Source organism: Gordonia aurantiaca, from assembly GCF_039939235.1.
Classification (GTDB): Bacteria; Actinomycetota; Actinomycetes; order Mycobacteriales; family Mycobacteriaceae; genus Gordonia.
Genome location: NZ_JBDUUF010000010.1, coordinates 124110 through 141503, shown reverse-complemented (window position 1 = coordinate 141503; position 17394 = coordinate 124110). Strand labels below are relative to the sequence as shown.

General features: G+C 68.9%; 17 protein-coding genes. 8 read left to right on the top strand and 9 right to left on the bottom strand.

Annotated features, from left to right (window positions below):
• The first annotated feature begins 346 nt into the window (after positions 1-346).
• Positions 347-601, top strand: coding sequence for a WhiB family transcriptional regulator (locus tag ABFT43_RS18590; protein WP_006899723.1), 255 nt, complete (start codon positions 347-349; stop codon positions 599-601).
• 121 nt (positions 602-722) lie between these two features.
• Here ABFT43_RS18590 and ABFT43_RS18585 read toward each other — a convergent pair whose 3' ends face one another.
• Together ABFT43_RS18585 and ABFT43_RS18580 are read right to left on the bottom strand one after the other, a co-directional pair.
• The gene (locus tag ABFT43_RS18585; protein WP_347961774.1) at positions 723-2228 is read right to left on the bottom strand and encodes a sensor histidine kinase; all 1506 of its coding nucleotides are present in this window, start codon (positions 2226-2228) and stop codon (positions 723-725) included.
• A 59-nt stretch (positions 2229-2287) separates the two neighbouring features.
• Positions 2288-2515: a biotin/lipoyl-binding carrier protein gene (locus tag ABFT43_RS18580; protein WP_347961773.1), complete on the bottom strand. Its 228-nt coding sequence runs from the start codon at positions 2513-2515 to the stop codon at positions 2288-2290.
• Positions 2516-2781: 266 nt separating this feature from the next.
• On the opposite strand from ABFT43_RS18580, the gene ABFT43_RS22710 reads away from it, so the two are divergent.
• Positions 2782-2856, top strand: a complete 75-nt coding sequence (locus tag ABFT43_RS22710) for a 50S ribosomal protein bL37 (protein ID WP_109239415.1) — start codon at positions 2782-2784, stop codon at positions 2854-2856.
• Positions 2857-3013: 157 nt separating this feature from the next.
• On the opposite strand, the gene rsrA is transcribed toward ABFT43_RS22710, so the two are convergent.
• Positions 3014-3325, bottom strand: coding sequence for a mycothiol system anti-sigma-R factor (rsrA, locus tag ABFT43_RS18575; RefSeq protein ID WP_347961772.1), 312 nt, complete (start codon positions 3323-3325; stop codon positions 3014-3016).
• A complete protein-coding gene (locus tag ABFT43_RS18570) occupies positions 3322-4203 on the bottom strand; it encodes a sigma-70 family RNA polymerase sigma factor (RefSeq protein WP_347961771.1) in 882 nt (293 codons plus the stop codon). Before ABFT43_RS18570 ends, rsrA begins: the two co-directional genes overlap by 4 nt.
• Before the next feature lie 194 nt (positions 4204-4397).
• On the opposite strand from ABFT43_RS18570, the gene ybaK reads away from it, so the two are divergent.
• Both ybaK and ABFT43_RS18560 read left to right on the top strand, forming a co-directional pair.
• The gene (gene ybaK, locus ABFT43_RS18565) at positions 4398-4892 is read left to right on the top strand and encodes a Cys-tRNA(Pro) deacylase (RefSeq protein WP_347961770.1); all 495 of its coding nucleotides are present in this window, start codon (positions 4398-4400) and stop codon (positions 4890-4892) included.
• A 31-nt stretch (positions 4893-4923) separates the two neighbouring features.
• A complete protein-coding gene (locus ABFT43_RS18560) occupies positions 4924-5691 on the top strand; it encodes an SOS response-associated peptidase (protein WP_347961769.1) in 768 nt (255 codons plus the stop codon).
• 46 nt (positions 5692-5737) lie between these two features.
• On the opposite strand, the gene ABFT43_RS18555 is transcribed toward ABFT43_RS18560, so the two are convergent.
• Complete coding sequence (locus ABFT43_RS18555) at positions 5738-6766, bottom strand: zinc-binding alcohol dehydrogenase family protein (protein ID WP_347961768.1); 1029 nt, start codon at positions 6764-6766, stop codon at positions 5738-5740.
• 142 nt (positions 6767-6908) lie between these two features.
• Between ABFT43_RS18555 and ABFT43_RS18550 the strand changes: the two genes are divergently transcribed.
• The 3 genes from ABFT43_RS18550 (at position 6909) to ABFT43_RS18540 (ending at position 9406) form a co-directional block, all read left to right on the top strand.
• Positions 6909-8033 carry an ABC transporter permease gene (locus ABFT43_RS18550; RefSeq protein WP_347961767.1) on the top strand — a complete coding sequence of 375 codons (1125 nt, stop codon included), beginning with the start codon at positions 6909-6911 and terminating at the stop codon, positions 8031-8033.
• Complete coding sequence (locus tag ABFT43_RS18545; protein WP_347961766.1) at positions 8030-8701, top strand: ABC transporter ATP-binding protein; 672 nt, start codon at positions 8030-8032, stop codon at positions 8699-8701. The genes ABFT43_RS18550 and ABFT43_RS18545 overlap by 4 nt, the downstream gene beginning before the upstream one ends.
• Positions 8702-8788: 87 nt before the next feature.
• Positions 8789-9406 carry a TetR/AcrR family transcriptional regulator gene (locus ABFT43_RS18540; protein WP_347961765.1) on the top strand — a complete coding sequence of 206 codons (618 nt, stop codon included), beginning with the start codon at positions 8789-8791 and terminating at the stop codon, positions 9404-9406.
• A 41-nt stretch (positions 9407-9447) separates the two neighbouring features.
• Here ABFT43_RS18540 and ABFT43_RS18535 read toward each other — a convergent pair whose 3' ends face one another.
• Positions 9448-10959 (bottom strand): flavin-containing monooxygenase, encoded by a 1512-nt coding sequence (locus ABFT43_RS18535; protein WP_347961815.1) that lies wholly within the window; start codon positions 10957-10959, stop codon positions 9448-9450.
• Between the two features lie 192 nt (positions 10960-11151).
• Positions 11152-12342 carry an ATP-grasp domain-containing protein gene (locus ABFT43_RS18530; protein WP_347961764.1) on the bottom strand — a complete coding sequence of 397 codons (1191 nt, stop codon included), beginning with the start codon at positions 12340-12342 and terminating at the stop codon, positions 11152-11154.
• Positions 12343-12474: 132 nt separating this feature from the next.
• On the opposite strand from ABFT43_RS18530, the gene ABFT43_RS18525 reads away from it, so the two are divergent.
• A complete protein-coding gene (locus ABFT43_RS18525; protein ID WP_347961763.1) occupies positions 12475-13692 on the top strand; it encodes an MFS transporter in 1218 nt (405 codons plus the stop codon).
• A 27-nt stretch (positions 13693-13719) separates the two neighbouring features.
• Here ABFT43_RS18525 and malQ read toward each other — a convergent pair whose 3' ends face one another.
• Both malQ and ABFT43_RS18515 read right to left on the bottom strand, forming a co-directional pair.
• On the bottom strand, positions 13720-15852 hold the full coding sequence (gene malQ, locus ABFT43_RS18520) for a 4-alpha-glucanotransferase (protein WP_347961814.1): 2133 nt from the start codon (positions 15850-15852) through the stop codon (positions 13720-13722).
• A 111-nt stretch (positions 15853-15963) separates the two neighbouring features.
• Entirely contained in the window at positions 15964-17394 is a 1431-nt protein-coding gene (locus tag ABFT43_RS18515) for an FAD-binding oxidoreductase (protein ID WP_347961762.1), read from the bottom strand.

Below are 17394 nucleotides of genomic sequence, written 5' to 3'. Positions count from 1 at the left end.
CTCCCCGATCCTCCGCCCACCAGCGCCTTTTTATGGGACAAATCGCCCCTACCTGCAGAAATTCGTCGACATCCCTGTCAAGTGTCGCGTAGGCTACTACACGGGCAGCCGCCCTGCTGTCCGTACCCCCCTTGGGTTCAGCCAGAGCCGAAGTGGTAGGCGCATGACGTGATGTTGCCCACGTGTTAACCAAGAACCATTGACTTCGGCTGGATTCGTGAAAGTATTCACAAGCAACAGCGCGGAAACATTCGGTGCGCCCGCGTGAACTGAGAGTTAAGCCAACCAGCAGCAAGCAACCAACTGATCGAGTGGTGCGCTCAGCCGCGCCTGAAGGAGTAGTGGAATGGACTGGCGTCACAAGGCCATCTGTCGCGACGAGGATCCGGAGCTGTTCTTCCCCGTGGGAACCAGCGGTCCGGCCATCGCGCAGGTCGCCGACGCGAAGCTCGTCTGCGCCCGGTGCCCCGTCACCGCCGAGTGCCTGTCGTGGGCCCTCGAGACCGGCCAGGACGCAGGCGTCTGGGGCGGCATGAGCGAGGATGAGCGTCGCGCACTGAAGCGCCGCACCGCTCGGACGCGCACCCGCAGCAGCGTCTAGCTCGTCTGATCCGGGTACGACCGGACTCGAAGAAACCCGGCTCCGGCCGGGTTTTTTCGTGCCCTCACCGTCTGCCGTCGACCATTCCCAGACGAAACGGCCCCTGCCCCAGCGGTACTGGTCAGGATCGCAGCGGAATGTCCACGGCCACTTCGGTTCCCGCCCCTTCGGGATTCGGACGCACCTCGAGTTCACCGCCGAGTTCGATGGAGACCAGCGTCTTGACGATCTGCAGGCCGAGATGGTCCGAGGTGGTCAGATCGAAGTCATCGGGAAGTCCGGAACCGTTGTCGCGCACCGCGATCCGCAGGTTTCGCACGTCACGCTCGGAGATCACGGCGATTTCGGCGTCCGGCTTCGGAGCACCCTGGAACCCGTGCTCGATCGCGTTCTGGATCAGCTCGGTCAGCACCATCACGAGCGGCATCGCGAGTTCTGCGGTCAGTACGCCGAGACGGTCGCGGTGACGCACCGTCACCGGCGACTCGCTCGACGCGACGTCGACCAGGATCGGGACGAGTCGGTCGACGACCTCGTCGAGATCCACCTCCTCGTCGACGCTGCCCGACAGCAACTCGTGGACGAGGGCGATCGACGCGACGCGACGCACCGCCTCGTTGAGGGCCTCGCGCGCGTCCGCGTTGGCGGTGCGCCGGGCTTGTAGCCGCAGCAACGCCGACACCGACTGCAGGTTGTTCTTCACCCGGTGATGGATCTCCCGGATGGTGGCGTCCTTGCTGATCAGGGCCCGGTCCCGGCGTTTGACCTCGGTGACGTCGCGGATGAGCACCACCGACCCGGACACCTCCCCGCGCGGCCGCAGCGGCACTGCCCGGATCAGCACCGTCGCACGCCGGGCATCGGCCTCCACACGCATCCCCACATCGCGGTACGGGCCGGTGGGTACCGGCAGCACGCCGGCGGCGATGTCGAGCATCATCGCGACGTCGTCGGCCTCGAACGGCTCGGTGATCAGCTGCTTGACCACATGGGACAGCCGCGTGTGGTTGAGTTCGGCGGTCCAGCCCATGCGGTGGAACGCCGACAGCGCATTGGGGCTGGTGTAGGTGACGATGCCGTTGGCGTCGAGCCGGATGAACCCGTCACCCGCACGAGGCGTCGACAGACCCCGCGGATTGCCCTCCTCGTGCGGAAAGGTCCCGTCCGCGACCATCTGGCACAGGTCGTCCGCAGAGTCCTGGTACGCGAGTTCCAGCGGCGACGGCAGCCGTGGATGAGTGAGATCGACGGCCCGGGTCAGCACTCCGATGACGCCACCGTCGAACCCGACCGGGACCGCTTCCTGACGCATCGCGGTGGCACCGAACCAGGTCGGGTCCTCGTCGCGCAGGATGCGGTCGGACTCGAAGGCCCGCAGCACCTGCGGATGGATGGTGGTGTCGATGACACGACCCACCTCATCGGTCGGGAAGACCGTCGACGCGGTGTTGGGCCGGCACTGGGCGACGGTGACGACCGCTCCCTCGTCGGTGCGCACCGACAGCAGGAAATCCGCGAATGACAGGTCGGCCAGCAACTGCCACTCCGCGACGAGGCGCTGCAGATGGGCCGCGGCCGCGTCGGAGAGCGTCGTGTGCTCGGCGAGGAGGTCGGCAAGGGTCGACATGAGGATGCTCCCGGTTCGGGGAACCTACGCGGCTTCTGGGCCGGTGGGAGGGACGGCGGTCAGGCGGTGGGCTCTTCGAAGGTGGCGATGACGTCGCCGGCCTGGATGACGTCGCCGACGTTGACCCGCACGTCGGCGATGGTGCCCGCCTCCTCCGCGAGGACGGGGATCTCCATCTTCATCGACTCCAGCAGGACGACGGTGTCTCCGGCCTCGACCTCCTGCCCGGGGGTGACGCGCACCTCGAGGACACTCGCGACGATCTCTGCCACCACGTCATCTGCCATGGACATAAGTTAGCCCACCCGTCGGGGACCTTCGACCGCTCGGGTCGGTCGCGCACCCGATGGCCGGGCACCACCGGCGGGCCGTCCTACGCGGTCGTGGCGAGCCGCGTCCAGGACTCCCACCACGGCCACGGCAGAACTCCACCACGCTCTACCGCAGAGCACCACCGGCCTACGCCCAGGGCGACCGCGGAGGCGATTTTGGCACGTGGGAGAATGCCTGAGACACTGTGATGTCACCATTCGGCAACAAAGGAGAATGCGTCATGGGAAAGCGCGGACGCAAGAAGCGCGCTCGTAAGAAGAGCGCAGCCAACCACGGCAAGCGCCCCAACGCCTGATCTTCGCCGTTCGGCGAGTTCGGCTAGCGAGCGACAGAAAAACGCCCGGGTACGGCCTCTCGGCCGCCCGGGCTTTTTCGTGTCTCGGGATGCATGTCTCGGAATGGTCTGTCGCCGTGCACGACTCGCCTCAGCGGTCGCCGGGCGACCGCGGCCCTCAGCGGTCGCCGGGCGACCGGGGATCGACGTGCTGGTCGCCGAACTCGCGGACGATGACCGTCTTGCGGATCTCGACGCGCAGGCGCTCGCGCAGGCCCTGAGGGGCCTGATCGCCGCCGCACTTGCGATTGACGAGCTGCTTGAGCTGCCGCTCGATGCCGTAGTGCGCCAGGCACGACGGACAGTTGTCGAGGTGCCCCTGCAGACGCCTGCGCGCGTTCTCGTCGCACTCGTTGTCCAGCAGCAACCAGACGTCGGCGATGACCGCCGAGCAGTCGAGCTGGGTGAGTTCCGGATCGAGGTCGCTCATCGCGCCACCTCCGCACCCTTGGTCTTCGAGCGGTTGAACCCCCGATCCCGGGCGACGTCGGCCAGCAGTTCACGCAGCTGGCGGCGTCCACGGTGGAGTCGGGACATGACGGTGCCGATGGGGGTGTCCATGATCTCGGCGATCTCCTTGTACGGCAGGCCTTCGACGTCGGCGTAGTACACGGCCATCCGGAAGTCCTCCGGAAGTTCCTGCAAGGCGGCCTTGATCTCGTCGTCCGGCAGGGCGTCGAGGGCCTCGAGCTCCGCCGAGCGCAGTCCCTGGGAACTGTGTTCGGCGGTGGCCGCGAGCTGCCAGTCGGTGATCTCGTCGGTCGGGTACTGGGCCGGCTGACGCTGTTTCTTGCGGTAGCCGTTGATGTAGGTGTTGGTCAGGATCCGGTAGAGCCACGCCTTGAGGTTGGTGCCCTCCCGGAACGACGCGAATGCCGTGAACGCCTTGATGTAGGTCTCCTGCACCAGATCCTCGGCGTCGGACGGGTTGCGGGTCATCCGCAGGGCCGCGCCGTACATCTGGTCGAGCAGCGGCAGCGCGTCACGCTCGAAGCGTTCGGTCAGCTGCTCGGCGGTTTCGGCGGGGTCGGCGCGCCGGGGCGCGCCCTTGTCGGCGGACGCATCGTCAGCGGCGGCGCCGGCCGAGGCCACATCCTCGACGGTTCCCGCGTCGGCGGGGGGCGTCGGTTCCGTGCCGGTCGGCTCTGCGTCGGCTGATTCTGCGTCGGCTCGGGGTTCGGCCACTACGATCCCTTCGATCAGAGGCGTCACTGGGACGTTGCCGGTCAAGCTTACCGACCCCACCCGATCGCGGAGAGGCCTCACGTCGACCAGCGGCTCGCGGTCCAGGACAGCCGTGTCGCTCATGTCGGTGCCTACCTCTCCTCGGATGCTCACGATCATCACGTCGCAAACACTCACAACAGGACGGAACCGGACGTTTGTTCCCGACGTGAGCAGCGCCTCGTCGGACGACTGCCGGAAAATAGCGCGGTGACCCGGCGTGCCTCGAATACGCTTCCCCCGTCCCGACCCCGTTCGACCCGCGAGGAGATCCGACCATGGCGGCCACCCCGGCGATCGCTGCCCTCGAACGCGCGCAGATCGCGCACACCGTGCACCGCTACGACCACGACCCCCGTTCGGAGTCCTACGGCACCGAGGCGGTCGAGGCGCTCGCCGACGAGCTCGGGATCGTCGCCGGGCAGGTGTTCAAGACGCTCGTCGTCGAACTGGCCGGCGGTGACCGTCCGGGCCTCGCGGTCGCGGTGGTCCCGGTCCCGTGCAAGCTGTCGCTGAAGGCGGCCGCGGCCGCTCTCGGTGCCCCGAAGGCCAAGATGGCCGAGGCGAAGGCCGTCACCCGCAGCACCGGTTACGTCCTCGGCGGCGTCTCTCCCGTCGGACAGCGCACCCGGCTCCCGACGGTGCTCGACGCATCGGCGCTGGAGTTCGACCGGGTCCTGTGCAGCGCCGGGAAGCGGGGCCTCGAGATCGCGCTGGCCCCCGCCGACCTGGTCGCGGCGACCGACGCGGTGGTGGCGGACATCGCGGTGTGAGGGTGTCGCACCGCTGAGGCAGCATGGAGGCATGTGCGGACGCTATGCGGTGACCACCGATCCGGCGAAGCTCGCGGCGGAGCTCGACGCCGTCAACGAGGTACCCGAACCGGAGAGGCCTGCCGACCTCGACGCCCCCGAACCACGGGCGCTCGGCCCGAACTACAACGTCGCCCCGACCACCACGGTGATGACCGTCGTGAAGCGGCACTCTCCCGACGACCCGGAGGACGATCCGCTCCTGCGTATTCGTGCGATGCGCTGGGGACTCGTGCCGCCGTGGACCAAGGAACCCGGCAAGGGGCCGTTGCTGTTCAACGCCCGCGCCGAGAGCGCCGCGGAGAAGAGCTCCTTCCGCGCCTCGGTGAGGTCCAAGCGGTGCCTGGTCCCGATGGACGGCTGGTACGAGTGGAAGAAGGGCCCGCTCGACTCCAAGGGCAAGCCCACCAAGATCCCCTACTTCATGTCGCCGCAGGACGGCACCCGGCTGTTCATGGCCGGCCTCTGGTCGGTCTGGCATCCGAAGGGCGGTGCGGGGAATCCCGATGCTCCCCCGCTGCTGAGCTGCACGATCCTCACCACCGACGCGGTCGGCAAGCTACGCGAGGTCCACGACCGGATGCCTCTGATCATGCCGTACGACAACTGGGATGCCTGGCTCGATCCGGATCATCCCGCACCCGGCGACCTGTTCGCCCCGCCGACCGAGCCGCTGGCCGAGTCGATCGAGATCCGCGAGGTCGCGCCTCTGGTGAACCGCGTGTCCAACAACGAGCCGGAGCTGCTCGAACCGGTGTAGACCCCGGCTCGCCGCGGACCGGCGAGGCGCTTCGCCAATCGGTTCCTCAGGCGTCGGGGACGAGCACCGCGGCACCGTCGAAGCGGCCCGCCTTCAGGTCGGCGAGCGCCTCGTCGGCCTTCGACAGCGGGTACTCGTGGGTCGTCGCACGCACCCCGTGCCGTGCCGCGAGTTCGAGGAACTGCCGGCCGTCGTCGCGGGTGTTCGCGGTGACCGAGCGGATCTCCTTCTCGTAGAACAGCTCTCGCTCGTAGTTGATGGCCGGGATGTCGCTGAGGTGGATGCCCGCGATGGCCAGGACCCCGCCGCGATCGAGTGCGCGCATCGCCACCGGGACCAGCTCGCCCACCGGGGCGAAGGTGATCGCGGCGTCGAGCGGGACCGGCGGGGCGTCGTAGGCATCCCCGACCGACGCGGCCCCGAGCTCGGTGGCCAGCCTGCGCGACTGCTCACCGCGCGTCATCACGTGGACCTCGATGCCCAGCGCGACCGCCGCCTGGGCGCAGAGGTGGGCGCTGCCACCGAATCCGTAGAGGCCCAGACGCTTCGGGCGGTCCGGGCCGATGCCGGTGCCGTCGAGCAGCCCGGTCCGCCGTAGCGCGCGGAAACCGATGATGCCCGCGCAGAGCAGCGGTGCGATCGAGACGTCGTCGACATCGGACGGCAGCGCGTAGGCGAACGCCGCGGGGACCGTGACGTATTCGGCGTAACCGCCGTCGACGTCCCAGCCGGTGTACAGCGATGCCTCGCAGAGGTTCTCGGCACCGCGGGCGCATCGATCGCAGGTGCCGTCGGTGCGGTGCAGCCACGCGACGCCCACGCGGTCGCCGGGCGCGAATCCCTCGGCGCCCGGCCCGAGTTCGACAACCTCGCCGACCACCTCGTGTCCGGGCGTCACATCCTCGCGATGAACCGGGAGGTCGCCTTCCGCGACATGCAGGTCCGTCCGGCAGACCCCGCAGGCACGGACCCGGACCAGGATCTCACCGGGCCCGGGGCGGGGGTCGGGTTTGTCGACGAGCTGCAGTGGCCGGGACTCTATCGGGCCCGGCTGCGTCACCGCCCATGCACGCATGCCCTCAGGCTAGCTCCGCTGCACGGCCCCGGCGACGGCCCTCGTGACGCTCGTCTCAAACCGCGCGGGGAGATTTCCGGTTTCCGACACCATGTCGGTATCGTTCCCGACATGTTGTCGGCAAACTTGCGGGGGCAGTGACATGTTCCTCGCACTCCGTGAACTGTCCTTCGCCCGCGGACGCTTCGCCCTGATGGGATCGGTGGTCGCGTTGATCGCGATCCTGATGGTCCTGCTCAGCGGCCTGTCCGTGGGCCTCGTCAACGACGGCGTCTCCGGGCTGAAGAAGCTGCCCGTGACCTCCTTCGCGTTCCAGAAGGACGTCGCCACCGACTCCGCCTTCTCCCGCTCGCTGGTCCCGATCTCCGATGTCGAGACCTGGAAGGAGCAGCCGGGCGTCGAGGCCGCGGCGCCGTTCGGCAACACGCTGATCAACGGCCGCACCGAGAAGGGCGTCGAGATCGACCTCGCCCTCTTCGGCGTGGAGCCGGGATCGTTCGTCGACCCGAAGGCCGCGAAGGGCGAGTCCCTCTCCGGCGCTCCCGGCGAGCTCGTCATCAGCGAGACCGCGGAGGAGAACGGGCTGTCGATCGGCGACACCGTGACGGTCGAGCCCCTCGGCACCCAGCTCCGCGTCGTCGGTGTCCTCGACGGCCAGAGCACCTTCGGCCACGTCGACGTCGCCTACGTTCCGCTGAAGACGTGGCAGGAGATCCGTTCCGGCGCACGCCCGGGCGAGCCGGTCCCGCCGCGCGTATACGAAGACATCACCGCGGTCGCGGTGAAGGGCAAGGACGTCGACCTCGCGGCCGGTGACGCCGCGGCCGGCACCACCTCGCTCACCCTCGACGAATCCTTCGGCGCCTCACCGGGTTACACCGCGGAGACCTCGACCCTGTCGCTGATCCAGGCGTTCCTCTACGCGATCTCGGCCCTGGTCGTCGGCGCCTTCTTCACCGTCTGGACCATCCAGCGCCGCCAGGAGATCGCGGTGATGCGCGCCATGGGCGCCTCCACCGGCTACCTGTTGCGCGACTCGCTCGCACAGTCCTTCATCCTGCTGCTCGTCTCGGCCCTGGTCGGCATCGGCATCGGCGTGGGCATGGGTGCCGCCATCGGCTCGACCCCCATGCCCTTCGCACTCGAGGCGAGTTCGATCGCCGTCGCCGGCACCCTGTTGGTCCTGTTCGGAATGATCGGCGCCGCCGTCGCGGTTCTCCGCATCACCCGCGTCGACCCCCTGACCGCGCTGGGAGGCAACCGATGAGCGCCCTGTCACTGAAGAACGTCACCCTCGTCCACGGCGACGGCGAGGACGTCGTCACCGCGCTCGATGACGTGAGCATCGACGTCACCCCCGGCGAGTTCGTCGCGATCGTCGGCCCGTCGGGGTCGGGCAAGTCGAGCCTGCTCGCGGTGGCCGGCGCGCTCACCAGCCCCACGTCGGGCACCGTCACCGTCGGCGGCGTCGACCTGGGGAAGGCGTCGAAGAAGGAGTTGACCCGCATCCGGCGCGAGCACATCGGCTTCGTGTTCCAGAGCGGCAACCTCCTCGGTGCCCTCACCGTGGAGGACCAGCTGCGCCTGCCCCTCACCTTCGGAAAGGTCGACGACCCGCGCTCTCCCGCGGACCTGCTCGAAAGCGTCGGCATGTCGCACAAGGCGAAGCGTCGCCCGCATCAGCTGTCGGGCGGCGAGCGGCAGCGGGTGGGCATCGCGCGGGCCCTCATGACCCGGCCGGACGTCCTGCTCGTCGACGAGCCCACCGCCGCGCTCGACCGCCGGCGCAGCCACGAGATCGTCGAACTCCTCGCCCGCGAGGCGCACGAGCACGGCGTGGCCACCGTGATGGTGACCCACGACCAGGACGTGCTCGTACACTGTGACAAGGTGTACGAGATGATCGACGGAACCCTGAAAAAGGTGTCCCCGTAACGGGTGTCGCCGTGACAGGTGTTGCCGTAGCAGGTGTTGCCATGACCGGTGCAGTACCGGCCGCCATGAGCTGAGGAGGTGGGCGACGTGCCACGCATCCAGGCGCCCACCGTCGCCGAACACCGGAGGCAGCAGATCCGGGCGATCCTCGACGGCGCGAAGGCCGTCCTCGCCGAGACCGGCGAGGCCCCGAGCCTCGCCGCCGTCGGGAAACGCGTCGGCCTCGCCCGTTCGAGCGTCTACCAGTACTTCTCGTCGAGCGACGAACTGCTCGCGGCGGTCGTCGCCGACCTCTTCCCGAGCTGGGGTCGCTTCGTCGGTGATCGCGTGCACGCCGAGAGCGAGCCGGGCCGACGGATCTGGGCGTACATCTGCGCGAACGTCGAGTTGTTCGTCTCCTCCGAGCAGGCGGTGGCCAACGCCCTGGCCCGTGTCGTCGATCCGAGAGTTCTCCACGAACCGATGCAGCGGTTCCACGCCGAACTACAGGAACCGCTGGTCGAGGCCCTCGTCGCCCACGGGGAGTCGCGCCCGCGCGAGGTCGCGCAACTCATCGACACGGTCGTCCTGCAGGCGTGTCGGACTCTCGGCGCCGAACACTCCGAGCCGGGCGCGCAGGAGAAGGCCCCGGTCGACGCGGACGCCGAGGAGATCCTCGCGATGATCCGCCGGCTGCTCGGCGGCTATCTCGGGCTGTCCGGTTAGCCGCCGAGCCTGTCCGGTCGTCGGCCACCGGTCACGGCCCGCTACCGGAACTCGTAGTCGCTCAACGGGAAAGAGTCCATCTCACGCAGTGTGCGCAGCGTCGACGACGGGCGCAGCAGGGTGGCCTCGCCGTGCTGGTTGAAGTAGTAACTACGGGACGTCGCGCAGTTCCCGTTGTAGAAGACCGACGACTGCAACCGGTCGGTCATCTCGTCGAGGAAGGCGTCGTTCGCCGCTTCGGTGACCTCGAAGGTGTCGCATCCACGGCGGCGGAGTTCCCCGAAGAGCCGGGTGATGTGCTTCATCTGGCCCTCGATGGTCGTGAAGTACGACAGCCCGCTGTAGGAGTACGGACTGTTGAGCGACACGAAGTTCGGGAACCCCGGCACCGCGACGCCCTCGTATGCCTGGAAGCGGTTCTCGCGCCAGAACCTTCCGAGCTCACGCCCGTCGCGGCCGATGATCTCGAAGGCCGGGAAGTTGACGTCCCAGAGGTTGAACCCGGTTGCCAGGACCAGGGTGTCGATCTCGGTCCGGGTGCCGTCCGCGGCGAGGATGGCGTCGGGTTCGAGCCGCGCGATGCCGCTCGTCTGCAGGGTGACGTTCGGCTTGTCGAAGCTGGCGAAGTACGTGTTGGAGAAGGTCGGACGCTTGCAGCCGAAGTCGTAGTCGGGGGTCAGCTTCCGGCGCAGCTCGGGGTCGCGGACCTGGAAGCGCAAGTGCGCCTTGGCCAGTAGCGCCGCCAGCTTGTTGCCCGGCTTGAGCTGCCTGAAGTGCAGCACGCCGGCCACCATCAGCAGTTCGAGCATCGACGTGTTGATCACGCGGGCCGCCCGCTGGGTCAGCGGGACGCGACGGAACAACTGCTGCACCGGAGGTGGGATCGGGAAGTCGACCTTGGGCACCACCCAGATCGGGGTGCGCTGGAAGACGGTGAGGGACTCGGCGACCCCGGCGGCCTCGGGGATCAGCTGCACCGCGGTCGCGCCCGTACCGACGATCGCAACCTTCTTGCCGGTGAGGTCGAAGTCGTCCTCCCAGGCCGCGGTGTGCAGGATCTTGCCCCGAAAGGTGTTGATGCCGGGGAAATCCGGGATGTGTGGCTGCGACAGGAACCCGGTGGCGGTGACCAGGTACCGGGCGGTGCGCTCGGCGCCGTCGGCGGTGCGGACCCGCCAGATCCGCTCGACGTCGTCCCAAACCGCCGACTCCACCGAGGTGCCGAACTCCATGTGCCGCTTGAGGTCGTACTTGTCGGCGACGTGGTGCGCGTATCGCTTGAGTTCGGGACCCGGCGCGAACAGCCGCGACCAATCCGGATTGGGCTCGAAGGAGTACGAGTAGGTGACCGACGCGATGTCGACGGCCAGACCCGGATAGTGGTTGACATGCCAGGTGCCGCCGAGGTCGTCCTCGCGTTCGACGATAGCGATGTCGTCGATGCCGAGGCGCTTGAAGGCTATCGCGGCTCCCATCCCACCGAAGCCGGCGCCGACGATCAGCACCTCGTGTTCCGGAATGTCATGTCCGGGAACCTGGCGTGCGGGTTGCATGGCCATCCCCCAATAACTGTAACCAGCAGTTACTGTAATCTAGCACACATTCCAGGCCGTCAGTAGCTCACGTCAGGAATCGCGGGTTGCCCCGCAGAGTCGCACGTTCGAACTCGCGATTCGGTGGGGAGGGCGCGATTCTGCGGGGCTCGGGGTCCGCGACCTCGGGTCCGCTGGGGCTCGGATCACGGGTCAGGCGATCTGCGTGCCGTCCCACAGCACGTCGAAGAACTGGGTGGCCATCAGTTCCTCGCTCTTGTTGCGGTCGAGTCCGAGCTCGCGGCGGTAGGCCAGGATGTGCTGCAGCGACAGCGCCGAGTAGATCAACGGCAGGTGGTCGTGCGGCTGGTCGTACACGCCGCCCGCACCCTTGGCGGCCGCCAGATTCCGGCGCACGTGCGACGGATGCTTGAGCGCGTCACGCAGCACGGCCGCCTTGATCATCTTCTTGCGTCCCTCCGGCACGACGACGAGGTCGCCGGGAGCGAACAGCGCGGTGTCGAATTCCTCGGAGGTGGCAACCGTGCAGCCGGCGGTCGGACGCGGATTGCACTCGACCATGTGGTGGACGCCGTCCTCGGTGACCAGGTAGTCGAAACTGATCTGGCCGTGCCAGTTCAGTTCCCGCGCGATCGTCTGCGCCGCCTCGAGGGACTCCGGCGAGTCGACCGACCGGAACACGATGCCGCCACGGTCGTCGATGGCCAGCGGGTGCTCATAGCAGGAGTGCAACACGATCTCGCCGTGGTGGGCGACGCTCCAGCTGCACCGGTCGACCCCGGAGAGGTACTCCTGCACCAACCACGGATCGTCGGGCGTGGGCGTGACGTCGTCGACGGACGACTCTCCCGCCAGCGGACCGGTGTTGGTGAGGATGTCGAGCCCGCCGCGACCGTAGGCGGCGCGGGCGAACCAGTGCGGCCAGTGCTGCGTGGCGTCGCGCAGCTCGTCGCGGCTGGTGACGGTCACCGACTCGGCCGCGGGCAGTCCGAGGTCGCGGCACAGCGCGGTGAACGACACCTTGTCGTGAACCCGGGCGAGGGTGTCGAAGTCGGGGAAGAACAGGTGCGTGTCCGGGTGCGCCGCGGAGATGCGGTCGCGATGCCGCGCGAGGTAGAAGACCTCCTCGAACATCGGCAGCAGCCAGTTGATGTCGTACTCGGCGATCGCGTCGATCACCGCGTCGACGAACGCCTCGGTCTGCTGCGTGGGCGGCGGCACCACGAGATGGCGGCGCGCGCCACGCGAATGGCTGCCCGGGGCCGACGCGAAGGTGTCGGCGGCGGTGACGTCGCGACCCGCCTCGCCGAGCTTGTGGATCTCGTCGACGGCGAAGGGCATCCGCGAGGTGGTGACCAGAATGCGCGGTTCAGGGCTCTGCATGTGACCGAAAATAGAGCACGAAAAGCCGCCCCATTGCGTGAAATCGGGGCATTGCCCCGATCCTGGCGAAGGATTGCCGTCCCCAGGCCCGAAACCGCGGCCGTCCACGCGCGGAGGTAGTTTGGCAGTCTCATGACTTCACGAGCCAACACCCCCGCGCACACCGGTGCGGCGACCTCGACGGCCAGGTCCTTCGTCGCCGCGGTCTACGCGTTCGCGGTGATCATGCTGGGCACCACCATGCCGACGCCGCTCTACTCGATCTACGGCGAGAAGCTCGGCTTCGGGGTCGCTACGACGACGGTGATCTACGCCGTCTACGCGGCCGGCGTCATCGCGGCGCTGATCTGTTTCGGACGATGGTCCGACGTCGTCGGCCGACGACGCCTGCTCATCGCCGGAGCGGTGTTGTCGGCGATCAGCGCGGTGGTGTTCCTGACCGCGGGTCCCGTGTGGCAGATGCTGATCGGACGCGTCATATCGGGGATGTCGGCCGGAATCTACGCCGGCGCGGCGACCACCGCGATCATCGAGCTGGCCCCGCCGTCGTGGCGCGGCCGCGCGCCGGCGATCGCCACCGCCGCCAACATCGGCGGCCTCGGTCTCGGACCGTTGATCGCCGGACTGCTCGCCCAGTACGCCCCCGGCCCACTGCACACCCCGTTCCTCGTCGACCTCGTCCTGCTCGGCCTCGCCCTCGCCGGGGTCTGGCGGCTCACCGAGACCGTCGACGTGAAACCCGGCGCGCGGCTGAGTATTCAACGGTTGTCGGTACCCGCCGACATGCGCCCGGTGTTCGTCCGCGCCTCGATCGCGGCGTTCGCCGGGTTCGCGGTGACCGGCACCTTCACCGGAGTCGCGCCGACGTTCCTGTCGTCGATCATCGGCATCGACGATCACGCGTTCGCCGGCTTCGTGGTGTTCGTGCTGTTCGCGTCGAGCGCTGTGACACAGATCGTGGTGCGCCACATGCCGACCGACATGGCACTGATCGCCGGGTGCGCGATCCTGATCGGCGGCACCGCGCTGACCATCGCCGGTCTGGTCGCCGCGTCGGCCGCGACCCTGTTCGCCGGCGCCGTGGTGTCCGGTGTCGGGCAGGGCATGTCGTTCTCCAAGGGACTGGCATCGGTGGTGGCCGCCGCCCCACACGACCGGAGGGCCGAGGTCACCTCCACCTTCTTCGTCGTTGCCTATGTGGGCATCTCGCTGCCCATCGTCGGCGAGGGACTCACCGCACGCGGCTGGGGCCTGCAGGAGGCCGGGATCGTGTTCAACGCCGGCGCATCGGTGCTGGCGCTGGTTTCGCTGATCCTCACGGTCGTCGCCGTCCGGCGCGCCCGCGACTGACCCCGACGCGTCCGCCCACCGTCGCGCTCAGACGCGCGGCACCCCCGCTGCCCCGAGGACGTCGACCAGGGCATGGAACCGGGCGCTGCTGACCAGGTCCTCGACGAGCACCACGTTGCCGTCGGCGTCGGCGAGCGGGGTGCACCAGTTCGGATATTGTGTCGCGTTCGTGCCGGGTTGGTTCTGAATCCGCCGCTCCCCCACCGCATCCACGAGCGCAACGCTCAGCAGCACCGACGGGCTCCGGGCGATGAGCGCGTACATCGCCTCGACGACCGACGGGTCGGTCGGCGGGGTGTCCCGACAGAGCAGGCCGCGTTCGCGGGCGAGATCGAGGACGGCGTCGCGTTCGCGTTCGCTGCGTGCGCGTTCGGCCTCCTCGGTCGTCTCGAGGATGCCCAGTTCTGATCGCAGGCCGATGTGGTCACCGGCGAGATAGCCGGCGGTGGGCGGGAGGTCATGGGTGGTCACCGACGTCAGGCACAGCTCCCGGTACCGTTCCGGCGGGATCGCGCCGTCACGGTCCTGTTCGAACCACAGGATCGACGTCCCGAGAATCCCGCGCTCCCGCAACGTGTCCCGGACGGTGGGTTCGAAAACGCCCAGGTCCTCCCCGACCACGACGGCGCCGGCGCGTCGTGCCTCGAGCGCGAGGATGCCGATCAGCGCGTCGGCGTCGTAGTGGACATAGGCGCCCTGCGCGGCGCTCATGCCGTCGGGGATCCACCAGAGCCGGAACAGTCCGAGGACGTGGTCGACGCGCACGCCGCCGGCGTGACGCAACACCGTCCGGATCATGTCCCGGTACGGCTCGTACCCGGCCTCGGCGAGGCGATGCGGATGCCAGGGCGGCTGATCCCAGTCCTGGCCTTGCTGATTGAATCCGTCCGGCGGCGCACCCACCGACACCCCGGGGGCGAGGACGTCGCCGAGCGCCCACGCGTCGGCGCTGTGCCGGCCGACGCCGACCGCCAGGTCGACCATCACGCCGATGGACATCCCCGCCGACGACGCGGCGTGCGCGGCGGCGGCCAGCTGCTGGTCGCAGATCCACTGCAACCAGATGTAGAAGTCGATACGGCGAGAGAGCTTGCGGCGCTTCTTCTTCACATACGCGCGATCGAGGAACTTGCCCTGCCAGCGCGGGTCGTCGGCACCATAGCGCTCAGCGAGTGCGCACCAGGTGGCGAATCGCTTCAGCCCCTTACCCTCTCGGCGCCGGAACTCGCACAGCGCGGCCTTGCGTTCGCGGGTGGGCGGCACGCCGTAGATCAGTTCGAGGGCTTCCATCTTGGCGCGGTAGGACTTGTTGCGCCGGATCTTGTCGGTGGCGGTGTTCTCGGCCAGGAAGTCGCGCGCCACCTTGCCGACCCACTTCCGCTGCGACTTCGTCAGCCCCTCGAACTCCGGGATGTCGGTGACGCGGATGTACAGCGGGTTGAGGTAGCGCCGGGTCACGGGCAGATACGGGGACGCCTCGATCGGCGGCTGCGGTTGTGCCGCGTGGAGCGGATTGACCTGCACGAAGTCCGCGCCGTACATACTGCCCGCGGCCTCGCAGATCCCGGCGAGATCCGCGAGGTCCCCGACGCCCCACGAGTCCGCGGACCGGACCGAGTACAGCTGCACCGCCAGGCCCCACCGCTGTTCGCCCAGCAGACGGTCGGCGGTCTCCAGCCGCCGCGGCGTCACGATGAGAGGCGCACCGGCCGACTGCGAGGTGGCCAGATCGACGGCGACGATGCAGTGGTAGCCGGGTTCGAGATCGGCGGGCACCGCGAAGGTCGCGCGGCCGACGAGTTCGCCGTCGATCTCCCGCGGGTTCACCCAGACGTCGAGTTGCCGGGGGGTGAGGTCACGGCCGTCCTCGGTGACGATCCCGACCTTCACCGGATCGCCGTGCGGGACGTGGACGCAGAAGGTGTGGCCCGGTCCTTCGGTCACGACGGTGACGGGTGGGACGAACTGCCGCCACGGCCGATCATCGAGCTCGCGGATCGACTCCTCGATCGCCTCCGCCGAATCCGCCGCGACCCCGAGCGCGTCCAGCACGGCGGCAAGCGTCTCCCGGCCGACCTCGTGGCGCTCCTCGTCCCAGCCGACATAGTTGGTGGCCACGCCGGACCGTCGCGCGAGTTCGGTCAGTCGCTCGGGGTTCACGTCGGACACGACTGCATCGTCTCAGGATTTCCGGCCACCCGCAGGGCTGCGGCACAGGTTTTCCGGCCTTCGCGCGTCGGCTTCGGTACTCGCGACCGAAACCGGCTTCCCTCAGGGGGTTTCGGAGCACCGCCGGAGGAGGACCGGATGGCGCGGCCGCCCGAAGAGGACCCCGGGATTCAGGAGCCCCTGTGGGTCCAGCGCCGCCTTGATCGCCCGCATGGTGTCCAGGTCGACGTCGGAGCGGCCGAGGTGGGTCCACGCGGTCTTGGCCCGGCCGATGCCGTGTTCGGCGCTGATCGACCCGCCGTTGGCGGTCACGATCCCGAAGACCCGCGCGGTGACGTCGTCGGCGCGCTCGACCGGTACGTCGAGCAGGTTCACGTGGATGTTGCCGTCCCCGACATGACCGAAGAGGATCGGGCGGCAGGGGAAGTCGCTCACCTCACCGACCGCGGCGAGTTCGGCGAAGGCCTCGGGCAGCGCGCGGATCGGGACGGAGATGTCGAGCTTCACCACCGGCGTCGCCGACGACCGCGCGATCGATTCGGTGTGGCTCTCGCGGGCTCCCCACAGTGCGCGGGCGGGTGCGGGTTCGAGCGCCGCGTCGATGAGCCCCTCGGCGTCGGACAGCAACTCGGCCGTCGCGGCCTCGACGTCGCCGGGTCCGGAGACCTCGAGCAGGACGTAGAACGGGCCGGGTTCTGCGGTGGGGCGTCGTTGCCCGTGTTCGTGCACGAGCGCGATGCCGGCCTCGGTCATGAGCTCGGCCGCCTCGACGGTCAGACCCCGCGCCGATGCCGCGCCGATCAGTGCGACCGCGGTCTCCACGTGTTCGATGGCGGCCACGGCGACCATCGCGGACGACGGCGGCACCACCAGCCGGAACAGGACGCGGGTTACGACGGCGAGCGTGCCCTCGCTGCCGGCGAGCAGTCCCGGCAGGTCATAGCCGACGTTGTCCTTCACCAGCGACGTCCAGCGCCGCAGGATGCGGCCGTCGGCGAGCACCGCCTCGAGGCCGAGGATCTGCGATCGGGTGTTGCCGCGGCGGATCATGCGGGTACCGCCGGCGTTGGTGGAGACCACGCCGCCGGCGGTCGCGGACTCCCGGGATGCGAGATCGATCGGGAACGCGAGCCCCACCCGCCCGGCACGTGCATCGATCGCGTCGACCGTCGCACCGGCCTGGGCGCCGACGCAGCGTCCGACGGTGTCGACCTCGTCGATGTCGGTCATCCGGGCCGTCGACACCAGGATCGTCGGACGGCCCGGGTCCTTCTCGGACGGCGGCACCGATCCGCCCACGAGCCCGGTGTTGCCGCCCTGCACGCAGATCCTCGCCCGTGAATCGGCGCACGCGCGGACGACCTGCGACACCTCGTCGGTGGTCCGCGGACGGACGACGGCATCGGCCGCGCCACGATGGCGCCCGGTCCAGTCGACGAGGTATCCCGCCATCGCGTCGGGTTCGGCGAGGACGTTGGCGTCTCCGACGACCGTGCGCAGGGTCGTCAGCAGGGTGTCGTCGGGCGACCCCAT